This is a genomic window from Daquilactobacillus linshuiensis, assembly GCF_052828685.1.
Genome location: NZ_CM128255.1, coordinates 330,766 through 350,184, shown reverse-complemented (window position 1 = coordinate 350,184; position 19,419 = coordinate 330,766). Strand labels below are relative to the sequence as shown.

Annotated in this window: 20 protein-coding genes; 6 read left to right on the top strand and 14 right to left on the bottom strand. The window is 29.5% G+C overall.

Features of this window, described 5'->3' with window-relative positions; genetic code table 11:
- Positions 1–51: 51 nt before the first annotated feature.
- The 5 genes from ACUV9F_RS01885 to recX all read right to left on the bottom strand — a co-directional run bounded on the left by ACUV9F_RS01885 (position 52) and on the right by recX (position 5,976).
- Positions 52–2,853, bottom strand: coding sequence for an isopeptide-forming domain-containing fimbrial protein (locus ACUV9F_RS01885; protein ID WP_446184000.1), 2,802 nt, complete (start codon positions 2,851–2,853; stop codon positions 52–54).
- Between the two features lie 9 nt (positions 2,854–2,862).
- Positions 2,863–3,078 carry a hypothetical protein gene (locus ACUV9F_RS01880; RefSeq protein ID WP_446183999.1) on the bottom strand — a complete coding sequence of 72 codons (216 nt, stop codon included), beginning with the start codon at positions 3,076–3,078 and terminating at the stop codon, positions 2,863–2,865.
- A 92-nt stretch (positions 3,079–3,170) separates the two neighbouring features.
- A complete protein-coding gene (locus ACUV9F_RS01875; RefSeq protein WP_446183998.1) occupies positions 3,171–3,530 on the bottom strand; it encodes a hypothetical protein in 360 nt (119 codons plus the stop codon).
- Positions 3,523–4,929, bottom strand: coding sequence for a helix-turn-helix domain-containing protein (locus ACUV9F_RS01870; protein ID WP_446183997.1), 1,407 nt, complete (start codon positions 4,927–4,929; stop codon positions 3,523–3,525). Before ACUV9F_RS01870 ends, ACUV9F_RS01875 begins: the two co-directional genes overlap by 8 nt.
- A 267-nt stretch (positions 4,930–5,196) precedes the next feature.
- On the bottom strand, positions 5,197–5,976 hold the full coding sequence (gene recX, locus ACUV9F_RS01865; protein ID WP_446183996.1) for a recombination regulator RecX: 780 nt from the start codon (positions 5,974–5,976) through the stop codon (positions 5,197–5,199).
- A gap of 68 nt (positions 5,977–6,044) precedes the next feature.
- Between recX and rlmD the strand changes: the two genes are divergently transcribed.
- Together rlmD and ACUV9F_RS01855 are read left to right on the top strand one after the other, a co-directional pair.
- Positions 6,045–7,421, top strand: a complete 1,377-nt coding sequence (rlmD, locus tag ACUV9F_RS01860; RefSeq protein ID WP_446183995.1) for a 23S rRNA (uracil(1939)-C(5))-methyltransferase RlmD — start codon at positions 6,045–6,047, stop codon at positions 7,419–7,421.
- A 9-nt stretch (positions 7,422–7,430) separates the two neighbouring features.
- The gene (locus tag ACUV9F_RS01855) at positions 7,431–7,907 is read left to right on the top strand and encodes a nucleoside 2-deoxyribosyltransferase (RefSeq protein ID WP_446183994.1); all 477 of its coding nucleotides are present in this window, start codon (positions 7,431–7,433) and stop codon (positions 7,905–7,907) included.
- A 250-nt stretch (positions 7,908–8,157) separates the two neighbouring features.
- On the opposite strand, the gene ACUV9F_RS01850 is transcribed toward ACUV9F_RS01855, so the two are convergent.
- From ACUV9F_RS01850 to ACUV9F_RS01840, 3 genes are read right to left on the bottom strand one after another with little or no spacing between them, the layout of a single operon-like run.
- The gene (locus ACUV9F_RS01850) at positions 8,158–9,321 is read right to left on the bottom strand and encodes a hydroxymethylglutaryl-CoA synthase (RefSeq protein WP_446183993.1); all 1,164 of its coding nucleotides are present in this window, start codon (positions 9,319–9,321) and stop codon (positions 8,158–8,160) included.
- A gap of 1 nt (position 9,322) precedes the next feature.
- The gene (locus ACUV9F_RS01845; RefSeq protein WP_446183992.1) at positions 9,323–10,555 is read right to left on the bottom strand and encodes a hydroxymethylglutaryl-CoA reductase, degradative; all 1,233 of its coding nucleotides are present in this window, start codon (positions 10,553–10,555) and stop codon (positions 9,323–9,325) included.
- Between the two features lie 10 nt (positions 10,556–10,565).
- Positions 10,566–11,702: a thiolase family protein gene (locus tag ACUV9F_RS01840; protein ID WP_446183991.1), complete on the bottom strand. Its 1,137-nt coding sequence runs from the start codon at positions 11,700–11,702 to the stop codon at positions 10,566–10,568.
- Between the two features lie 88 nt (positions 11,703–11,790).
- Between ACUV9F_RS01840 and ACUV9F_RS01835 the strand changes: the two genes are divergently transcribed.
- Positions 11,791–12,075 carry a hypothetical protein gene (locus tag ACUV9F_RS01835; protein WP_446183990.1) on the top strand — a complete coding sequence of 95 codons (285 nt, stop codon included), beginning with the start codon at positions 11,791–11,793 and terminating at the stop codon, positions 12,073–12,075.
- Here the strand turns inward: ACUV9F_RS01835 and galU are convergent.
- Genes galU through map form a run of 3 tightly spaced genes read right to left on the bottom strand, consistent with a single transcriptional unit; the run spans position 12,072 to position 14,700 of the window.
- On the bottom strand, positions 12,072–12,959 hold the full coding sequence (gene galU / locus ACUV9F_RS01830) for a UTP--glucose-1-phosphate uridylyltransferase GalU (protein ID WP_446183989.1): 888 nt from the start codon (positions 12,957–12,959) through the stop codon (positions 12,072–12,074). The genes ACUV9F_RS01835 and galU overlap by 4 nt on opposite strands.
- The gene (locus tag ACUV9F_RS01825; RefSeq protein ID WP_446183988.1) at positions 12,956–13,897 is read right to left on the bottom strand and encodes a YihY/virulence factor BrkB family protein; all 942 of its coding nucleotides are present in this window, start codon (positions 13,895–13,897) and stop codon (positions 12,956–12,958) included. The genes galU and ACUV9F_RS01825 overlap by 4 nt, the downstream gene beginning before the upstream one ends.
- A 14-nt stretch (positions 13,898–13,911) precedes the next feature.
- The gene (gene map, locus ACUV9F_RS01820) at positions 13,912–14,700 is read right to left on the bottom strand and encodes a type I methionyl aminopeptidase (RefSeq protein WP_446183987.1); all 789 of its coding nucleotides are present in this window, start codon (positions 14,698–14,700) and stop codon (positions 13,912–13,914) included.
- A 131-nt stretch (positions 14,701–14,831) separates the two neighbouring features.
- On the opposite strand from map, the gene ACUV9F_RS01815 reads away from it, so the two are divergent.
- The 3 genes from ACUV9F_RS01815 (at position 14,832) to fba (ending at position 16,730) form a co-directional block, all read left to right on the top strand.
- Entirely contained in the window at positions 14,832–15,281 is a 450-nt protein-coding gene (locus tag ACUV9F_RS01815; protein ID WP_446183986.1) for a flavodoxin, read from the top strand.
- 9 nt (positions 15,282–15,290) lie between these two features.
- On the top strand, positions 15,291–15,704 hold the full coding sequence (locus tag ACUV9F_RS01810; RefSeq protein ID WP_446183985.1) for a GtrA family protein: 414 nt from the start codon (positions 15,291–15,293) through the stop codon (positions 15,702–15,704).
- A gap of 162 nt (positions 15,705–15,866) precedes the next feature.
- Positions 15,867–16,730: a class II fructose-1,6-bisphosphate aldolase gene (fba, locus tag ACUV9F_RS01805; protein ID WP_446183984.1), complete on the top strand. Its 864-nt coding sequence runs from the start codon at positions 15,867–15,869 to the stop codon at positions 16,728–16,730.
- A gap of 36 nt (positions 16,731–16,766) precedes the next feature.
- On the opposite strand, the gene ACUV9F_RS01800 is transcribed toward fba, so the two are convergent.
- Genes ACUV9F_RS01800 through ACUV9F_RS01790 form a run of 3 tightly spaced genes read right to left on the bottom strand, consistent with a single transcriptional unit; the run spans position 16,767 to position 19,225 of the window.
- Positions 16,767–17,513: an ABC transporter permease gene (locus tag ACUV9F_RS01800; RefSeq protein ID WP_446183983.1), complete on the bottom strand. Its 747-nt coding sequence runs from the start codon at positions 17,511–17,513 to the stop codon at positions 16,767–16,769.
- Positions 17,498–18,223, bottom strand: a complete 726-nt coding sequence (locus ACUV9F_RS01795; RefSeq protein ID WP_446183982.1) for an ABC transporter ATP-binding protein — start codon at positions 18,221–18,223, stop codon at positions 17,498–17,500. The genes ACUV9F_RS01800 and ACUV9F_RS01795 overlap by 16 nt, the downstream gene beginning before the upstream one ends.
- A 39-nt stretch (positions 18,224–18,262) precedes the next feature.
- Positions 18,263–19,225, bottom strand: a complete 963-nt coding sequence (locus tag ACUV9F_RS01790) for an ABC transporter substrate-binding protein (RefSeq protein ID WP_446183981.1) — start codon at positions 19,223–19,225, stop codon at positions 18,263–18,265.
- Positions 19,226–19,419: the final 194 nt, after the last annotated feature.

Here is a 19,419-nt window from a genome sequence, read left to right as displayed (position 1 = left end):
CTTAATTAACTATAATTTATATTTTTTAAAATCTAGTCTAAAATTAACCAATTAAATGATCTTTTTTCTTGATTTTAAATTAAAGTACGAAAAAGTACTTAATATTAATAATCCAATCATGCTTAATAAATTTTGTTCTAACAAGTTTTCACCAGTTTTTGGTAATTTTTTATGATTATCCGTAACACTAGATTTTTTAGAATTACTAGTATTCCCCGATATACCTGGCTTATTAGGTTTTATGATATTTGATCCTTTAACACCTGGTACATCAACCGATGGCTTACTTGGATCTGTTGGTCCATCTGGTGTTTGTCCTATGATGTTCGCTGTATTTTCAATATCCTTACCAACTGAACTTTCTTTAACAGTACTATCAAATACTACTTTCATTGATTCATTGTATTTTAAGTCAATGCTGTAACCAGCTTTACCTTTTACTGTTATTGAATTCCCCGTTCCTGTGATATCTACTTTTGAAGTAATATCATTACCATCTTTGTCATAAACTTTGATACTTGATCTATCTAAGTCAACTCCACTTGGCACATCATCACTTACTACTACATCTTTAACGATCGAATCTTTTACTGTATTAGTTGCACTAATTGTATATTGAAGTACATCGCCGACCTTTACATCATTGACATCTTTACTTCCAGTTGTATTTTCAACTGTCTTCTTTCCTTCAATCTTTCCATCGTTATAGTTAACACCTGGTACATCAACCGATGGCTTACTTGGATCTGTTGGTCCATCTGGTGTTTGTCCTATGATGTTCGCTGTATTTTCAATATCCTTACCAACTGAACTTTCTTTAACAGTACTATCAAATACTACTTTCATTGATTCATTGTATTTTAAGTCAATGCTGTAACCAGCTTTACCTTTTACTGTTATTGAATTCCCCGTTCCTGTGATATCTACTTTTGAAGTAATATCATTACCATCTTTGTCATAAACTTTGATACTTGATCTATCTAAGTCAACTCCACTTGGCACATCATCACTTACTACTACATCTTTAACGATCGAATCTTTTACTGTATTAGTTGCACTAATTGTATATTGAAGTACATCGCCGACCTTTACATCATTGACATCTTTACTTCCAGTTGTATTTTCAACTGTCTTCTTTCCTTCAATCTTTCCATCGTTATAGTTTGGTGTTGGTGTATTATTATCACCATCACTACCCGGTGGGTTTGGATCAGTCGAATTAGGTGATTCACCCGTTACATGCGCGATATTATTAATTGTTTTACCAATTTCAGCTTTATCGTTGATTTTAGCTTTAAACTTCACCGTAACTGATTGACTACCCATCAAGTCAACTAACGTTTCCACATCTAAATTAGTGGTTGTAGAGTTATCAGTCACTTTACTCGTAATATCATTACCATCATTATCCAAAACTTGAATGGTATTTGTTTCCAAATCCAATCCAGTTGGCATTGGGTCAGTGACTTTAACGTTATTCACACGTGACCCAGCAACCGTATTTGTAGTCTTGATTGTATATTCTAGTTCATCACCAATTCTTACATCGGATGCTGAACTACCATCAGCTTTTATAACTGATTTTTCCGCCTTTAAATCCCCTACGGGATCAACTACATGAATGTCAGCTGAATCTCTTGCTGAAATTTTCTCCCCAGCGACTGTTTCTGTATTTGCTGTTGATGTATTAGTAATTACTCCTACAGGTGCATCTTGAGTAACCGTAGTTTCAAATGTAACGCTATAATGATATTGCCCATTCATATCTGCAAAACCGTCTATATGAACACTATGATTGTCGGTTGAAATATTAATATCATCCGGTAAAATGTCTTCATTAATATCATCTGATTCAGTAACTTTAACATTTGTCGCATCACTAACGTAACTAGGTAATGGATCATTAAACGAAACATTTGTTAGAATACCATTTGGATAATCCAAATTCGTAAATGAATTGCTCCATCGAATTTTATCTCCGCGTTTAACTTCTTGACCATCCCATCTTTCCCATTTTTCAGTGACGTTATTGAACTTATAGGCATGTTTAAGCATCCTAACACGTGTGTCAGTATTAAGCGAATACCAATATGTTACTTCTTGCTTGTTCTCAGTAAATGTTCCTGAGGCATTTACTTTTTTGCTATCGAGAGTTCCATCACCATCAGTTTTTTGCCAATAGTAATTATTACTTGTTAAATCTTTAAATGAGCTTACCCATGAAGTGTTATAGTCACCCGATAAAGTTTCATCAGGTGCAATGGCTTTTCCTGTATCAATATCTTTGTAATGTACGGTAACATTAGCAGAATTTACATTTTTACTAATGGGCGCATTATCAATCTTAGAAAGATCACCATTTAATTTGTTAGTATCTATTGCTTTTAAAGTGATTGGTTTAGATTGTACTTCACGACTTCCTCGCTTAGTTTTAGCCTGAATACTATAGTCACCAACCCGAGTTGCTTTTATAACAATATTAACTTCTCTGGTAGATTTTTTTGTCCAATGTGCATAAATTGTCCTGTCCTGAGAGTTATAAGCTAATGATAAATCATTTCTTGTTTGATTTATTTGTTTGGTGGCTTCATTTACATATTCAACATTCATTGGAAGCTGAACTGCAGTGTACTCATCTTCTTTATTAGCATCAGAAATTTTCAATGTAATTTCTTCATTTATTTTTGAACTATTATCTTTAGTTATTTCTTTACCATCAACAACTTGAGCAATTGTTATTTCATCAGTTTGCTCTGGTATGGTTGCAATAGCAGAAATAATATTGGTTTGTGATATTGCAGTAATCACAACCGCAAAAAAAATAATAATCTTTTTAAATATTAAATTTCTCATATATTTCCCCTATTTTTCTTGAACTACACCAGTTTTAGCTGTATTTGTTTTAGTTTTTATTTCCTTTGTTTCTTTCTTTTTATGAACTTTGTTTGTTACTACCCTATTAGCACATGATTGTGTGACTAGCCCATACGCTTTAATTCCTAATATGATTATTAAAAGAATAATCAAACCAGTGGTTATTTTTTTAGTAATTGACATTTTTTTGAAACTTTGAAACATACATCTTCCTCCCAACATGAATCTTACCAATCACAAGATTAATGCTCTCATACTTATTGAGCTTCGCCTTAAATATATTTTCAAATATTTCTCTAGGCCTGACCGATTAAAAGTTTTCCAGATAACGTTTTAGCAATTTTTGAAGGCTGAGTTAACTTATTGTTTTTATTAGCTCCATGGTATTTATCTGTTTGTTTTTTCATACTTATAATTGAATTTTCAATATTTTTAAAATTCTTCTTTTTCTTATATTTATAAGTGACTTTAGTTACATTTTTAGTATTAGTTTTTTGATATACTTTAGCTTCTAGTTTGTTATTATATTTTTGAAATTCAACTGATTCTATAATTGTATTTATTTTTTCAGTTTCATGATTAATAGAATTAAAACTAAGAGCTATCTGTCCTGTAACTATCACTCCAATAAATGGGTAAATATGTCTCTTATTCATTTCTTTGGCCTTTCAAATCAACTACTGCATTAGCAAACTCTTCCCAATCACTGTCTAAAGGTGGAGCTTTCCAAATTATCTGTAAACAACTAACTTGTGAGCTACTGAAATCTGAAATATAAATATCAGTGTCTTCATTAAATTCTTTTGTCACTTGAATATTTAAATATTTAAAATTCTCAATATTTTCACTAATATATTGGTTGTAGTGCTTACCACTAGAAAAATCCACATAAATCTTTATCTGTGATTCAAAATTCTTAATTTCTTGAAAGGATAATAAACAAAAAATAAACTCATAGTAAAGATATGTTCTTTCAAGTTTAGATATTTTATGATTATCAATTTTTTTAAGATTCATTATAAAATCATTTACTAAGTTATGTAGCAATGGATAACTTTGTTGGAAAAATTCTAACTGTTCCATAGAAATAAACGAAGTAGTAGTTAATTGAAAATTAAACCAACGTTGTGCAATTATATGAATTTCATGAACTATATTGTCATATACTTTTAAGTCCATTATCGATAGCTTTTGATTCAAAAATTCAATGAATGACTTTTCTAATGCTGTTGTTTTTAGTTGTAGGTTATTATTAAATGAAATATTTTGATTAAGCATTAAATATAAATGTAAGTATTCTATTTCATTTTTTGGAATCTTACGCAAGGAGAAGCTAGACTTAAAAATATTGGGAAATTTTTCAGAATCAAAATTTGTATAAATTTTATTTTTAATAAAATGATTATTACTTATTCTATAGATTTGGATACCCAAAAAAATATTTAGTTGGGTATTCTGATTTTGAGAAATACTCACCGATATATTTTGTCTAATAATTTTTAAATTATCAGAAATTATTGTATCTATACGATCGGAAAATGGAGATTGCATTCCTCCGTAATAACTAAAGAAAAGTTGAAAATAAAAACTTCTAATATTTTTTTCTTCTCCAGTTACAGTTGCTGATTTCAAACTTAAACCATACTCACTTAAAAAATTATTAACTTCTTTTTGAAGTCTATAGATTGATGAAGAACTCATATAATGCAAATCAGCAAACTCATTCAATGAAAATGATTCAAGTAAACCTACTTTAATTAAAAAATCTGCAGCAATAGACTTTTTAAAATAAGATAATCTTAAAGCTTGATAATCTTTTGACGTAAATGTTGAAGAATCAATCATTTTATCAATAATAATTATTTTTGATTTTAAAAAATATAAGTCTGATTTTAATTCTTTTAATAACTGATTGAACTTAAAGTCCGATAATTCCACTATCTTTTTTAATTCACCAGTTGAAATACCTCCTTCCTTTCTTATTTGTAGAATTTGGTAAATAAACAATTTATAGCGATCATCGTTTTCTAATAATTCATCCAATTTTGAATCCATTTCTTCTCACCCACATAACAATGTTTATTTTAACTATTTAACGCAGTTAATTTTCCCAGCTTTTTAGTGATTTTCTTAAATTTTTGAAAAATCTGAATAATAGTCATTTAAAAAGCGTGTATATAAATATTAGTACACGCGAAGCACTTGTTATTAAATACACAGAATTGAATAAAAAAATTGATATGAGTAGACTCACAATGACAAAACAAAAAATCGTTGCCGACTATTTCAGCAACGATTTTAGTTTTACTTATAAATAATAGTTTATTCTTCTCTCAAAATATCTGTTATATCAGAACTATTGAATCCTTTTCTCATTAAAGACTGATATATTTTATTTTTTTCATTACCTTTTCCTTTGTAATGTTTTTTTGCTTTTTCATATTCCCTTTGTAAATTTTCTTTTTCTTGCTCAAAATCAGGTGTGATATTTAAGTTGTTTATTACTTCTTCAATAATTTCAGTAGTATACCCTTTTTGCATTAGTCCAACTTTAATCTTTATAATTGTATCTTTAAAAGCTCTCCTACTAGATCTTTTCTCTATTTTTTTTGCAGCCTTTGTAGCATTTTCTAGCCATCTATCATAGTCAACATTTAATAATTTTTCATTTGCTAATTCTTTACTGATTCCTTTTTTAAATAGTTTATTTTGTATAGTCTTTGGTCCATCAAGACTTGTAATCAATTGTGTATTAATAAAACTTTGTGTATATAGGTTATCATTTAAGTAATTTTCTGCTTCTAGTCTTTTTATAATTTCTTTTATATCAGATTCATCTACTTCTTTTTCCTTCAAAAAATCAGATATTTCTTTTTTAGTTCTAATTTGATGACTTATATAATCTAAAGATTTAACATAATACTTATCTATGTTTTCTTTTTCTTTTATCTGAATAATTTCATCTTCAGTAAGTTCAGTATCTTTATATAAATGAAATTTTATTAAAATATTTTCACTAACAGCAAAAGAATATTTACCATCTAAAAATACATTGAATCTTCCTTTTCTCTTTTGTGCTTGTATTTTTGTTATTTTTGCCAACTATTTTCCCTCTCGTGATATACTTCAATTAATACTAATAATAAATTACTTAAAAGCAAAGGTAAATCATGCAAAACAATCAAACTGAATTACAAATTGGGGATAGGTTCCCACTTACAATCAAAAAAATCGGAATTAATGGTGAAGGTATCGGATATTTCAAGAAAAAAGCAACTTTTGTTCCTGGAGCAATTACCGGTGAAGAAATTGTCTGCGAAGTAAAAGATATCCATGACAAATATATTGTTGGAATTCTTCATAAAATTCGTAAAAAAAGTCCTAATAGAATCACTGCTTTTTCAGATTTAGCTGACAGTGTTGGTGGACTAGAACTTGCTCATATAAAATATTCAGAACAATTAAAAATAAAAAAAGATATTTTGCTACAAGCATTAGAACGTTTCAGTCCTAATGGATATAAATATTACAAAATAAACGATACTATCGGAATGGATAATCCTTTAAATTATCGCAATAAAGCTCAATTCCAAGTAAGAAAAATTGACGATAAAGTTATCTGTGGATTATATCAACATGGTACGCAAAAAGTTGTAGACTTACCAAAAATGCCAACACAAGCCAGTCTAACAATGAGTATTATTCTAAGATTAAAGACAATTCTTGAGGAATTAAATATTCCAATTTATAATCCTGAGGAAAAATCAGGAATTATAAAAACTATTGTTGTCAGAGAATCACAAGCCTTTAAAAATGCTCAATTAACATTCATCACAAACAGTAAAAAGCTTCCACGAAAAAGAGAATTAATAGAAAAAATTAATAAAGAAATACCTGAAGTAATTTCTATATCTCAAAACGTTAATCAAAGTACCGGAAGTCTTATCTGGGGTGAAGAGACCACTTTATTATGGGGTGATAAATATCTTCAAGAAAAAATTAATAATCTAACTTTTAATCTATCTCCTAGAGCCTTTTTACAACTTAATCCTTCTCAAACAAAAAAACTTTATAAAATTGCGCTTGATTATTTAGATGCATCTGCAAATAGTGTCTTATATGATGCATATTGTGGTGTTGGTACAATTGGTCTTTCACTAGCCAAAAATGTCAAACAGGTTTATGGATCCGAAATTATATCAGAGGCAATCGATGATGCTAAATTAAATGCTGAAATAAACAACATTACAAATGCTGACTATCGTGTTGGAACTGCTGTAAACATATACAATCAACTAATTGACGAAAAGATTAATATCAATACCTTGATAGTTGATCCACCAAGAACCGGTCTTGAGGATGATTTAATCAAAAATATAATAAAACACACTCCTGAAAAATTTGTCTATATTTCTTGTAATCCTTCTACACTTGCTAAGGACTTACGACAATTATCAAAAAAATATATTGTTGAAGAACTACAACCAATAGATATGTTCCCTCAAACACCTCATGTTGAAACAGTAGTAAAATTAAAAAGAAAGTAGGAAGATAAAATGAACATATATTTTGCCAATGGACTTTTTTCAAAAGCCGACTTTAATTTTAACGAAAAATTAGTTAAAAAAATTCGCGATAATTTTTCTAACTTCGATATATATTTACCACAAGAAAATGCTTCAATTAACGATAAATCAGCTTATGCAGATTCAAAAATGATTGCTCAAGCAGATACTGAAAAACTTTTACAAAGCGATTTGGTTATTGCTGTCTTAGATGGTATTACAATTGATGCCGGTGTTGCTTCAGAGATTGGTGTAGCTTATGCAAATAACATTCCAATTATTGGATTATATACTGATTCAAGACAACTTGGTTTTGATAATAAGAAGAAATTAGATGCATTATCAAAAATTGCAGAAAATCAATTTCATTATTTAAATTTATATACAACTGGGCTTATTAAATTAAATGGTGAAATAGTAAATTCTGAAGAAAAATTATTAAATTCTTTAAATAAATATTCAATATAAAGAGGCCATCTCATTTGAGATAGCCTTTTTATTTGTTCAAAGAAGAGTACGGAATTTTTCTTAATTGTAATCAATAAATTATAACTTGTGTTATGAAAAAAAACTAGGAACGATTCTGTCTCAACAACTTTGAAAGAAGGATACTAACTTAATAAACCTCAGGAGAAGATAAAACATTATCTTTGAATCTTGAAATTCAATTCCGCTCTTCCTTAATTAGAATATATCATCTTAAGAATGCTTATACAAATTATAAGCTCTTATATAGACGTTCATTATCTTTTATTTGTTCTAAATAAAATTTTTCATTAGTAAGATTCCCCAAATAAAAATTGCCATTATCTAATTTAATTTCTCTTTCAAACTCTTTTTCATATTCATCAATTGATAATTTCTTTCGATTATTCAATTCTTCAATATGATTTGTTTGGTTTAAATATTTTTCAAATCCAGAATTGATTTTTCCGGTAAATATTTCGCCAACTGATCCTGAACCATAACTAAACAGCATTATTTGATCGTTTTCTTTAATATCTTTATAATTCTCTAAATATGAAATTAATCCAAGATACAGTGAGCCTGTATATAAATTACCAACATTTTTTGAAAGCAAAATACTGCTTTCGTATTTTTTAAGTATATCTTCATACTTAGATTCAGGAATTTTTTCCTCCACTGATTTCAACGCTTTCTTTCCCATTTTTGTGTATGGGATATGGAATAACATAGCTGATATATCATCAAGAGAGGTATTATTTTCTTTGAAATAACGTAAGTATAATTCTTTAAAGAATCTAATATAAACTTCATTTGAATATTTACCACGCGCAAAAGCGTACTGAGAAAATGTTGGTCGCCAAAAATCCCCCACATTCTCACTCATGTACACTGAATCGTTTTGTAAGGTTAAGATTGCTGGATTTGCTTTTACCAACATAGCTACTGCACCAGCACCTTGTGTAACTTCTCCAGGTGTATTTAGTCCATAACGAGCAATATCAGAGCTAATAATAAGAGCAGATTTATTGGGATGTTGTGCAATAAAATTATAAGCCATCTGTAATCCGGCTGTCGCTCCATAACAAGCTTCTTTAATTTCAAATGCACGAACAGATTTAGGCAGTTTTAATAGATCTCTTACATATAAGGCACTTGCCTTTGACTCATCCACACCACTTTCAGTACCTACTATCAATAATTCAATATCTTGCTTATTTTGATCATCTAAAATTTTATCAGCAGCTGATGCCGCCATTGTAACGGCATCTTGACTCAATAAAGGAAGAGCCATCTTTTCTTGACCAATACCAATTGTAAATTTATCTGGATCAATATCACGACGTTTTGCCAGTTCAACTAGGTCAACATACTGATTAGGTGAATAAAAATCAATTCTATCAATTCCAATTTCCATATTATTTACCTCTTAAATTTTCTAAAATATTTTTGGCAGTTTTTAAATCATATTTTTCTTGTTTATTTAATTCACTAGATACAGTAACAATTTCTTCTTCAGTTATCGCACCAGCAGAAATCGCTAAACTTTTACTTTGTAGTTTCATATGACCACTTTGAATTCCTGTGGTTACCAATGCCCTCATTGCTGCTAGGTTATTTGCTAATCCAACACTAGCTACAACTTTTGCGAATTCTTTTACATCTTTAATACCTATTAACTTCATGGCAATTTGTGATGTTTTCAAACTAGAAATAGCTCCACCGACACTTCCAATTGTCATAGGCATCGTTAATTCACCTATTAACTTTTTATCTTTTATATACCAAGTACTTAATGAATTTTTATTTTTTAGATAAATCTGTACTGCGGCACTAATTGCACGTGTATCATTACCTGTCGCACTTAGTACTGCAAAAATTCCATTTAGTATTCCTTTATTATTAGTTACCGCACGATAAGGTGACAGTTGAGTAAATTCACTTAATGCGCTAATTTTTTCAGCAACTGTTGCTCCAGAAATTTCTCTTGTTTTTAATTGATCAAAATCAATTTCTACTTTTGAAGTAACTAATTGTCTTGATCCATCGTTGGATAAAATAGCAATCAGATGTGTTATTTCTAGTTTATCATCAAGGTAAGCGGCAATTTTTTCACACAGTGAATTAACAATATTAGCTCCCATAGCATCGACAGTATCAATATAAAGAAGTAGTTCTACAAAATCCTCATATGTATTAATTTGATGCGAAACTAGGCCTCCACCACGCTTAATTAAACTTGGTTTTGTTTCTTTTATTATTCTTTCTATACTTTCAATTTCATCATTAATATTATCTGATATTAACTGATTTGTTTGCCAAACAATTTGTCCGACAACAAATTTTTCATCAATTATTGATTTGAACCCATTTTCTATTGTTCTATTAGCTATATTGGAAGCAGCCGCGACGACAGATGGTTCTTCAGTTGACATTGGCACAACATAATCTTTTCCATTAACTTTAAATGGATATATTACTGAAAATGGTATGCTGACAGTACCTACAACGTTTTCTGATAAAGAAGTGACTGAGTTATTATCATCAATCGTTTTTACTAAAAAATCTTTTTCATTTAAATCAATCTTTTTTTCTTCAAATAACTTTTCAATTCTTTTTTTTACAGTCAATTCATAGAATTTTTTAGCCATATCAACCTCTTTAATGAACTTTTAGACTCATGGCAATACCCATACCACCACCAATGCAAAGTGAAGCAATTCCATTTTCTTTATTATTTTCTTTTAGATTATTAATCAAAGTAATTACTATTCTAGCACCAGATGCACCCAAAGGATGTCCTAAAGCTAAAGCACCGCCTTTAATATTAACCTTATTTTCATCTATTTTTAAATCTCTAACTATTGCAAAAGACTGAGAAGCAAATGCCTCGTTTATTTCAAATAAATCATAATCAGAAATATTCTTATTTGTTTTTTTCAACAATCCATTAATTGCATAATATGGAGCATATCCCATATAATCCGGATCAGTACCATATTCAAAATAGTCTTCTATTTCAGCTATATAATCCAAATTATTTTCTTCTGCGTATTTTTTTGTAGTTAATATCAATGCAGATGCACCATCATTAATAGGTGAAGAATTCCCAGCAGTGACAGTCCCTTCTTCATTAAAACTTGTTTTAAGTGTAGATAATTTTTCTAAACTTGTATTTGGTCTAATTGATTCATCTGATTTCAAATCATTTATGGTTAAAATTTCATTACTAAAATCTGCATTCTTAGCTTTCATGTGTGAATTATAAGCAAACTCATCTTGCGCCTGTCTATCAATACTATATTTTTCAGCAACATTTTCAGCAGTAATTCCCATATGTATATCTTTAAAAGCATCAAATAATCCATCATTAAATAATGAGTCAATCTCACTATTATCATGCTCAAGTTTGCCTATTCTTTTATTTAAAAAGGGGGCATTTGACATACTCTCGGTGCCACCAGCTATTACAACTTTTGCATCACCTGATTGTAAAGCAAATTGTCCTAATCGAATAGCTTTTAGTCCTGATCCGCAAACTTGGTTTATTGTCATTGCAGTTGTTTCATTTCCTAATCCTGAATTAATAGCAACCTGTCTAGCAATATTTTGACCACCACCAGCTTGCAAAACTGATCCCAAGATCACTTGATTAATATCTTTTATATTTAATTTTGAATTTTCAAGCATTTTTGTAATTAATTTAGTAGCTAGTTCTTCAGAACTAAAATCACTTAATCCACCGAAGAATTTACCAATTGGCGTTCTTTTTGCATCTAAGATTACAACTGAATCCATGAATAATCACCCACACCTTTATTTGTTATAATTATTACTATACAATACAGAAAAAAAACGATTGTGACAAGCGATAAGGCGGTATAAGATGCGGGTTTTAGACTTATTAGAAATGTTAAGAGATATTTCTAAAAATGAATATATTTTTGGAAATATTGAAAAAAATATTTATTCAGTGATTTCTTTAGAAGTAGTAAATAATGAAATAATTCTAAATCTTTCAAAAAATAAAAATAGCTTAAAAAATTGGGAATTATTAATTTTATTAAATAAAAAAGATCAACTTTATTACCCGATATTTTTAAAATTAGATAAAAAAAATCACCAAGTCTTTGGACTACGACTAAGTGATCAAAAAATAGTTTTAAATTAGTTTTTTCCTTCTAATTTTTTACCTAATTCAATAATATATTTTTTCAAATCATCCTTTACTTCCGGATGACTTAAACCATATTGAATACTGGTATGTAGATATCCAAATTTATTACCTACATCAAATCTTTCACCTTTAAACTCACGGGCAAAAACTCTTTGAGTTTGATTCATTCTATCTATTGCATCTGTTAATTGAACTTCATTACCAGCACCTAATTCTTGAGTTTCAAGTAAATCAAAGATTTCTGGTGTTAGTAAATAACGTCCAATAATAGCTAAGTTACTTGGTGCATCTTCTTTATCTGGCTTTTCAACGAATGTATTAACGTTATAAAGGCCTGGTGCAGTCTCACCTTCTGGATCAATAACACCGTATTTTGAAACTTCATCTTCTGGAACTTGCATTACAGCAAGAGTTGAAGCATGAGTTTCTTCGTAATCATTTATTAATTGCTTTGTCAGTGGAACCTTATCTTGCATAAGATCATCACCAAGCATAACTACAAATGGTTCATTCCCAACAAAAGATTTTGCCATTAACACTGCATCTCCCAATCCCTTAGGATGAGCTTGACGTGCATAATATAAATTAACACCTATATCAGTAGTTTCTTGAACTATCTTCAATAGTTCTGTCTTATTTTTTGATTCAAGATTTTGTTCCAATTCGGGAACAGAGTCAAAATGATCTTCGATAGAACGTTTTGACTTTCCTGTAACAATCAAAATATCTTCAATTCCTGATTTTTTTGCTTCTTCAACAATAAATTGGATTGTTGGTTTATCAACAATTGGTAGCATTTCTTTAGCTAAAGCTTTTGTTGCTGGTAAAAATCTTGTTCCTAAACCAGCAGCAGGAATAACTGCTTTTCTTACTTTCATTTTCTTCTCCCTTTTGTGCTTATAATATTTCTCGTATTTATTGTGAAACTTCCATCTAGACATTCTGCAAATGCAGCATTTATTACCGCTCCAAACATGAATACAACAGATGAAGCGTTCATCCATAATAAGAATACTATAAATGCACCGATCGTGCCATAACTACTCCAAGATTTACCAAGATATCTCATGTATAAAGAGAAAAATTGAGTTAATAACGACAGTCCAATAGTTGAAACTATTGTTCCACATAATACAGACCTTATTCGTATTTTTACACTAGGCAATAAGTAATACATAAATAGAGAAATTAAAAATAGAATCGTAAGAGCAATTGGCCATTTCCAAGTTAAAAATTCACTTAAAAACTGTTGGTGTAGATTAACGGTTTTTATCAGCCATTCTAAAAGAATTTGACCAAAAATTAATACAATTGCAATTATTGCAAAAGCAATTACAGACAGTATTGTGATTATAAATGACATTGTCCTTTTTATGACTACGTCAAGCCAAGTTTTTTGTGTATATTGAGGTAAATCTTTAACACCATATATTTCATTTATACTTAGTCTCAACGAATTTATCCCTCTGGAACTAGACCAAAGTGCAACAATAATACCAAAAGAAATTAATCCTCCACTTTGTTGGGAGAGTATTTTTCGTATTGTTGGATTTAATAAATCAGCTACTTGAGTTGGAAATATTAGTTTTATATATTCCATAGTTTCAGATATATTCAAATGTAATAAGGGTAGTAGATTTCCAATGAGAATAAGTAATGGGAATAACGATAATAAAATATAAAAAATTATTACTTTAGAATTATTTAAAATATTTCCTTGTTTAAAATATTTCCCTATCATTGAAATAAAAAGCTCTATCTTTTTCTTCAAAGAAATTTCTTGAAAAAAGATAGGGTTTTTTTCTTTTTTATTCATAATTATCCTGACTGTTATAAATATTTTGCATCAAAATTTTGATCTCGTGATGTTAATATTTTAGGACCATCATTTGTAATAGCAATTGTATGTTCATATTGTGCTGAATTAGTACCATCGGCAGAAACAAAATATTCCCAACCATCTTCATCAACTTTAGTATCAATTTCCCATGTACCTAAATTTACCATTGGTTCAATTGTAACTGTCATTCCGGGTTTTAAACGAAGTCCATGACCTGCTTTTCCATAATGAGGAACATTAGGTTCTTCATGCATTGTTGGTTGAATACCATGGCCAATTAAGTCGCGAACGTCCCCCATACCATTTTCAACTTCAACATATTGTTGAATGGCGTGGCCAATATCACCTATTCTATTTCCTACGACTGCCTGATCTATTCCTAGATATAAAGCTTTTTTTGTAACATCCATAAGTTTTTGAGTCTTTTCATCAACTTCACCTACTGCAAATGAAGAACAAGAATCACTTTCATATCCATCTAAGTTAACGGTCATATCAACTTTTACAATATCACCATTTTTTAAGATTAAACCTTTTCTTGGTGTTCCATGAGCCACTTCATCATTTACGCAAACACAAGTTGCATATTTATAACCTTCAAATCCTTTTTCAGAAGGAATACCACCATGTTCAGTTATATACTTGTCTGCAAGTTCTTCAATTTCCCAACTTGAAATACCAGGCTTAATAATCTTTTTAATTTCATTTAGAGTATCAGCAAGCAATGCTCCTGATTTTCTCATACCTTCAATTTCTCTTTCAGACTTTAATGTTATCAATTACTTTATCTCCTAATTTAATTTACTCGTTATATTATAATGCAAAATTCAATTAAATTCTTGAATATAGTTTATATTTACCATATTTGCTATACTCTATTATAGCTTTTAATCACCTTGGAGGACAAAAAATGCCAAAAGTAAAAATAGTTTACTGTAGTATAACTGGAAACGATGAAGAAATAGCCGATGTATTAGACGAAAAATTTCAAGAATTAGGTTGTGAAGTTGACGTTTCAGAAATGGGACAAACTGATACTTCAGATTTTTTAGATAATGATATTTGTGTTATTGCAACTTATACTTATGAAGATGGAATTGTTCCAGAAGAAGCACTTGATTTTTATGAAGATTTACAAGAAGAAGACCTATCTGGAAAAATTTATGGAGTCTGTGGCTCAGGAGATCACTATTACGATGATTATTGTCGCGCAATCTATGAGTTTGGAAAAGTTTTTGATAAAATTGGCGCAGTAAGTGGAGCAAACCCAGTTGAAGTTGAACTTGCTCCTGAAGAAGAGGATATTAATAATCTAGATAACTTCGCAGAAGAGCTCTTTACAAAATTTCAAAATCAATAGGAATATAAAATGAAACTTTTTTTAAAATATACTGTCTTTGGATTCTTAGCATCAATAATTAATGTTGTTATTTTTAATTTTTATCATGTCGATATGAAAAAGACAATTTTTGTTTCTAATACTTTTGCTTGGTTCGTTGCTAATCTCTTTTCTTTTTTTACTAGTAAGCACATCGTATTTAAAAATAATAAACATACATTAAGTACCTACATGAAAGAACTAGGTTCTTTTTTTACTACTCGAGGTTTTTCATGGATTATCGATATGATGATTATGTACGTTGGAATATGGATAATTCCAAAACATCCTGTCGTTGTTAAAATAATTAATCAAGTTTTGATTGGAATATTAAATTATTCAACATCAAAATTAATTTTCACTTACAATAACAGAAGTTTAATAAGAAAATTCAAGAATCGATAAATACTTTTTTAATTAAATTCAAATATTTATGACTTGTATTCTCTTTTTAAAATGAAAGCGTTTTAATTTTTCTATTCACTACAAATATAATTTATAAAACTGTATAATTGATTTGTTGAATGAAAAAACCATATTTTATGGTAAATACTTAGGAGGATTATCATGACTCTAGTAAATGGTAATGATATTTTTAAAGCTGCTCGTGAAGGTCACTATGCAGTTGGTGCTTTTAACACAAACAATCTTGAATGGACACGTGCTATCTTAGCTGCTGGTCAAAAGACTAATACACCTATTTTGATTCAAACATCAATGGGTGCTGGTAAGTACATGGGTGGATATAAACTAGTTAAAAACCTAGTTGAAAACACAATTGAGTCAATGGGTATAACTGTTCCAGTTATTATGCATTTGGATCACGGTAACTTTGAAGCTGCTAAAGAAGCTATTGCTGCTGGTTACAACTCAGTAATGTTTGACGGACATGATCTACCATTTGAAGAAAACCTTGCAAAGACAAAAGAAATCGTTGAATTAGCTCATTCAAAAGGTATCTCAGTTGAAGGTGAAGTTGGTTCAATCGGTGGAGAGGAAGACGGTATCATTGGTGCTGGTGAATTAGCTGATGTTGAAGAAGCAAAACAACTTGCTGCAACAGGTATTGATTACTTAGCTGTTGGTATTGGTAACATTCACGGTGTATACCCTGCTAACTGGCAAGGACTTAACTTCGATCGTTTGGAAGAATTAGCAAAAGAAATCAAAACACCTCTAGTTTTACATGGTGGTTCAGGAATTCCTAAGGAACAAATCGTTAAAGCAATCTCAATGGGTATTGCTAAAGTTAACGTTAATACTGAACAACAAATTGCTTGGTCAAAAGCTGTTAAAGAATACTATGAAGCTGGTAATGACAAGAAAGAAAAAGGATTCGATCCTAGAAAAGTTCTTGCACCAGGAACACAAGCAATTCAAGATACAGTTGAATCACGTATCGAATGGTTTGGTACTCCAGAAGTTAAATAATTTTTGAAGCAAAAAAGCTCGCTATGCGAGCTTTTTTTATTTCTTCCATTTTGATGTTTTTTTATCTAGAGATTCTAAAACTAAAAATAATATAAAAGATACAATACTCAAAACAATAATTACAGAATACATTTCTAAATAATTTAGTCTATTCCAACTATCCATAATTAAATATCCTAACCCATATTCAGTACCGTACACTTCAGTAAAGAATAATATAGCAATTGCAGTTCCTAAAGCTACCCGAAGTGTTGTAATGAGTGCCGAAACGGAAGCTGGAAAAGTAATGTTTATAAATAATTGCCATTTTGAAGCATGTATAACTTTAAATGAATCATAAAGTTGACTAGGAATACTTATAACCGAATCACGAACTGAAATAATTATTTGAAAAACAATTATTATTGTCAATAAAATAATTTTTGAACCTTCTCCTAATCCAAAAAGTAACATAATAACAGGTAATAATGCTATTTTAGGTATTGGATATGTTAAATAGACAATCGGAGATAAAATTGAACCTATTATTTTTGATTTAGCCATTAATAAACCAACTATAAATCCGATAATTGATGAAATCAATAAACTCCAAAAAAGACGATATAGACTAAAATAAACGTGTAGAAATATTTTATCATCAATTAAGTTAGGAAAATATTTATAAACATCAATTGGATTAGGTAGTATTGCTTTATTAATAATCAATGCAGCAATTAACCACACTACATGAATTACTACAATGGCATACATAATTTGTAATATTTTATTTATTCTAATTCCCATATATTTTCTACCAAGCTAATAATTTTTTGATTTAATTCAATACTTTCACTAGAAAGTCTTCTATTTTTAAAAGGTATGTGGCTAACAGGATTATCTATGATAGTTTCTATTGAACCTTCTTTAGATAAAACGACTATCTTATGTGAAAGATTAATTGCTTCAGAGATATCATGAGTCACTAAAATTACTGTTTGTTTTTTCTTTTCCCATACCTCATTAAATAAATTATGTACACTAATTCTTGTTAAGGGATCTAATGCTGAAAATGGCTCATCCATTAGCAATATATCAGGATCAATACAAAAAGCTCTTGCAATTGCCACCCTTTGAGCTTGTCCTCCACTTATTTGATTAGGATACTTATCCATAAGATTATTTATACTTAATTCAGAAATAAGCTGACTTATATCATTGAATGAGTTAGTAATTTTCATACTAAGCAAAATATTTTTTTTAACTGTTTTAAATGGCAAAAGGCCATAATCTTGTGGAATCCATCCTATTTTCTGTTTTGAAATTGATACATTATTGATTTCAAAAGTCCCAGAATCAGGTTCTTTCAATCCAGCTAAAGTTTTCAATATTGTTGATTTACCTATTCCTGATGGACCAATTATCGAAATAATTTCTCCTTTTGGCAAAGACAATTTGAAATCTTTAATGATATGAGTATTCTCATATGAAATATTAAGGTTCTTTATTTCTAACATACTTATCTCCAAAGAAAAAGCTAGGAAATCCTAGCTTTTTTATTTCAAAATATTTGTCAAATAAGATTTTGGATTTTTGTTTTTATCGTAAATTTTTTGACTCTTAGAGTAATCTAGAGCTTTCTGTAAGTCGTCAGTTTTAACCTCAGTTGCCTTACTATACTTAGGAAGGCTTACCGAATCAATCATTCCTCCTTTATATCCAAGATCTGTAACTAAAACTTTTTTCATGTCTTTTACATCATGAGCATTAATATAATCAACTGCCCTATCGTAAGCTCTGTAAAAAGCTTGAACGGCTTCTTTGTTGTTTTTTAAAGTTTTATCACTAAATGTATAAATTGTCGATTTAAAGTTTTCTGGTGTACTTTGTGCTATAACTCGCATACCAGATTTTTTACTTATTGTTATAAATGGATCAGGTACTACAGTAGCGTCTACTTTTTTAGCTTGTACCATTTGAACTCTTACCGGAATTTGAGGAATTTCTTTTAAAGTTAAATCTTTTAAGCTAAGTCCATTTTTCTTCAATTCATTACTCAAATAAAGTTGTGGAGTTTGTGATGGCATTAGTGCGTATGATTTTCCTTTTAAATCTTTCACTGACTTAATATTTGGATTATTAGTTATAATTCCAAAATATCCTGTTGCTTGACTAGTAATCTTCCAATTCAAATTACCTTGGGCATACGTTGCAAATGCAACCATATCAGAAATTGCTCCATCTAATTGATTAGCAGAAATGGCAGAATCTCTTTCTTTAGGAGATTGAAATTTAGTAATATCCACTTTTAAATTTTCATCTTTAAAGTATCCTTCTTGCTGAGCTATGTATACAGGCAAAGAATCTGGTGCAGGCATAGTTCCAAGCTTAAGCGTCATTTGTTTATCATCATTTGACTTGCTTGTTTTTTTACTATTATTAGAACAACCAGTAATAATTAAAACTAATATAACTAATAGCGGTACTAAAACAGCAACCTTCTTTGTTACTTTTCTCATAATTTCACTCCTTTATAAATGCATAATTACAAGATAAGTCTAACATAAATTGAAACCGTTTTTTTATAATTACAGAGAAATCTCATAATATTTATAAAATTTCGTATTCATATATATTTTTTTAAAATTAACCTATCATCAACTTCCTTGAAATCATAATCATTTAAACTTAGTTTTAACTAAGTTTAAATGTA

Excerpts from the sequence above, each read along its gene's own strand:
- ACUV9F_RS01885 (WP_446184000.1), bottom strand. The coding sequence starts at position 2,853 with ATGAGAAATTTAATATTTAAAAAGATTATTATTTTTTTTGCGGTTGTG.
- ACUV9F_RS01880 (WP_446183999.1), bottom strand. The coding sequence starts at position 3,078 with ATGTTTCAAAGTTTCAAAAAAATGTCAATTACTAAAAAAATAACCACT.
- ACUV9F_RS01875 (WP_446183998.1), bottom strand. The coding sequence starts at position 3,530 with ATGAATAAGAGACATATTTACCCATTTATTGGAGTGATAGTTACAGGA.
- ACUV9F_RS01870 (WP_446183997.1), bottom strand. The coding sequence starts at position 4,929 with ATGGATTCAAAATTGGATGAATTATTAGAAAACGATGATCGCTATAAA.
- rlmD (WP_446183995.1), top strand. The coding sequence starts at position 6,045 with ATGCAAAACAATCAAACTGAATTACAAATTGGGGATAGGTTCCCACTT.
- ACUV9F_RS01855 (WP_446183994.1), top strand. The coding sequence starts at position 7,431 with ATGAACATATATTTTGCCAATGGACTTTTTTCAAAAGCCGACTTTAAT.
- ACUV9F_RS01850 (WP_446183993.1), bottom strand. The coding sequence starts at position 9,321 with ATGGAAATTGGAATTGATAGAATTGATTTTTATTCACCTAATCAGTAT.
- ACUV9F_RS01845 (WP_446183992.1), bottom strand. The coding sequence starts at position 10,555 with ATGGCTAAAAAATTCTATGAATTGACTGTAAAAAAAAGAATTGAAAAG.
- ACUV9F_RS01840 (WP_446183991.1), bottom strand. The coding sequence starts at position 11,702 with ATGGATTCAGTTGTAATCTTAGATGCAAAAAGAACGCCAATTGGTAAA.
- ACUV9F_RS01835 (WP_446183990.1), top strand. The coding sequence starts at position 11,791 with ATGCGGGTTTTAGACTTATTAGAAATGTTAAGAGATATTTCTAAAAAT.
- galU (WP_446183989.1), bottom strand. The coding sequence starts at position 12,959 with ATGAAAGTAAGAAAAGCAGTTATTCCTGCTGCTGGTTTAGGAACAAGA.
- ACUV9F_RS01825 (WP_446183988.1), bottom strand. The coding sequence starts at position 13,897 with ATGAATAAAAAAGAAAAAAACCCTATCTTTTTTCAAGAAATTTCTTTG.
- ACUV9F_RS01815 (WP_446183986.1), top strand. The coding sequence starts at position 14,832 with ATGCCAAAAGTAAAAATAGTTTACTGTAGTATAACTGGAAACGATGAA.
- ACUV9F_RS01810 (WP_446183985.1), top strand. The coding sequence starts at position 15,291 with ATGAAACTTTTTTTAAAATATACTGTCTTTGGATTCTTAGCATCAATA.
- fba (WP_446183984.1), top strand. The coding sequence starts at position 15,867 with ATGACTCTAGTAAATGGTAATGATATTTTTAAAGCTGCTCGTGAAGGT.
- ACUV9F_RS01800 (WP_446183983.1), bottom strand. The coding sequence starts at position 17,513 with ATGGGAATTAGAATAAATAAAATATTACAAATTATGTATGCCATTGTA.
- ACUV9F_RS01795 (WP_446183982.1), bottom strand. The coding sequence starts at position 18,223 with ATGTTAGAAATAAAGAACCTTAATATTTCATATGAGAATACTCATATC.
- ACUV9F_RS01790 (WP_446183981.1), bottom strand. The coding sequence starts at position 19,225 with ATGAGAAAAGTAACAAAGAAGGTTGCTGTTTTAGTACCGCTATTAGTT.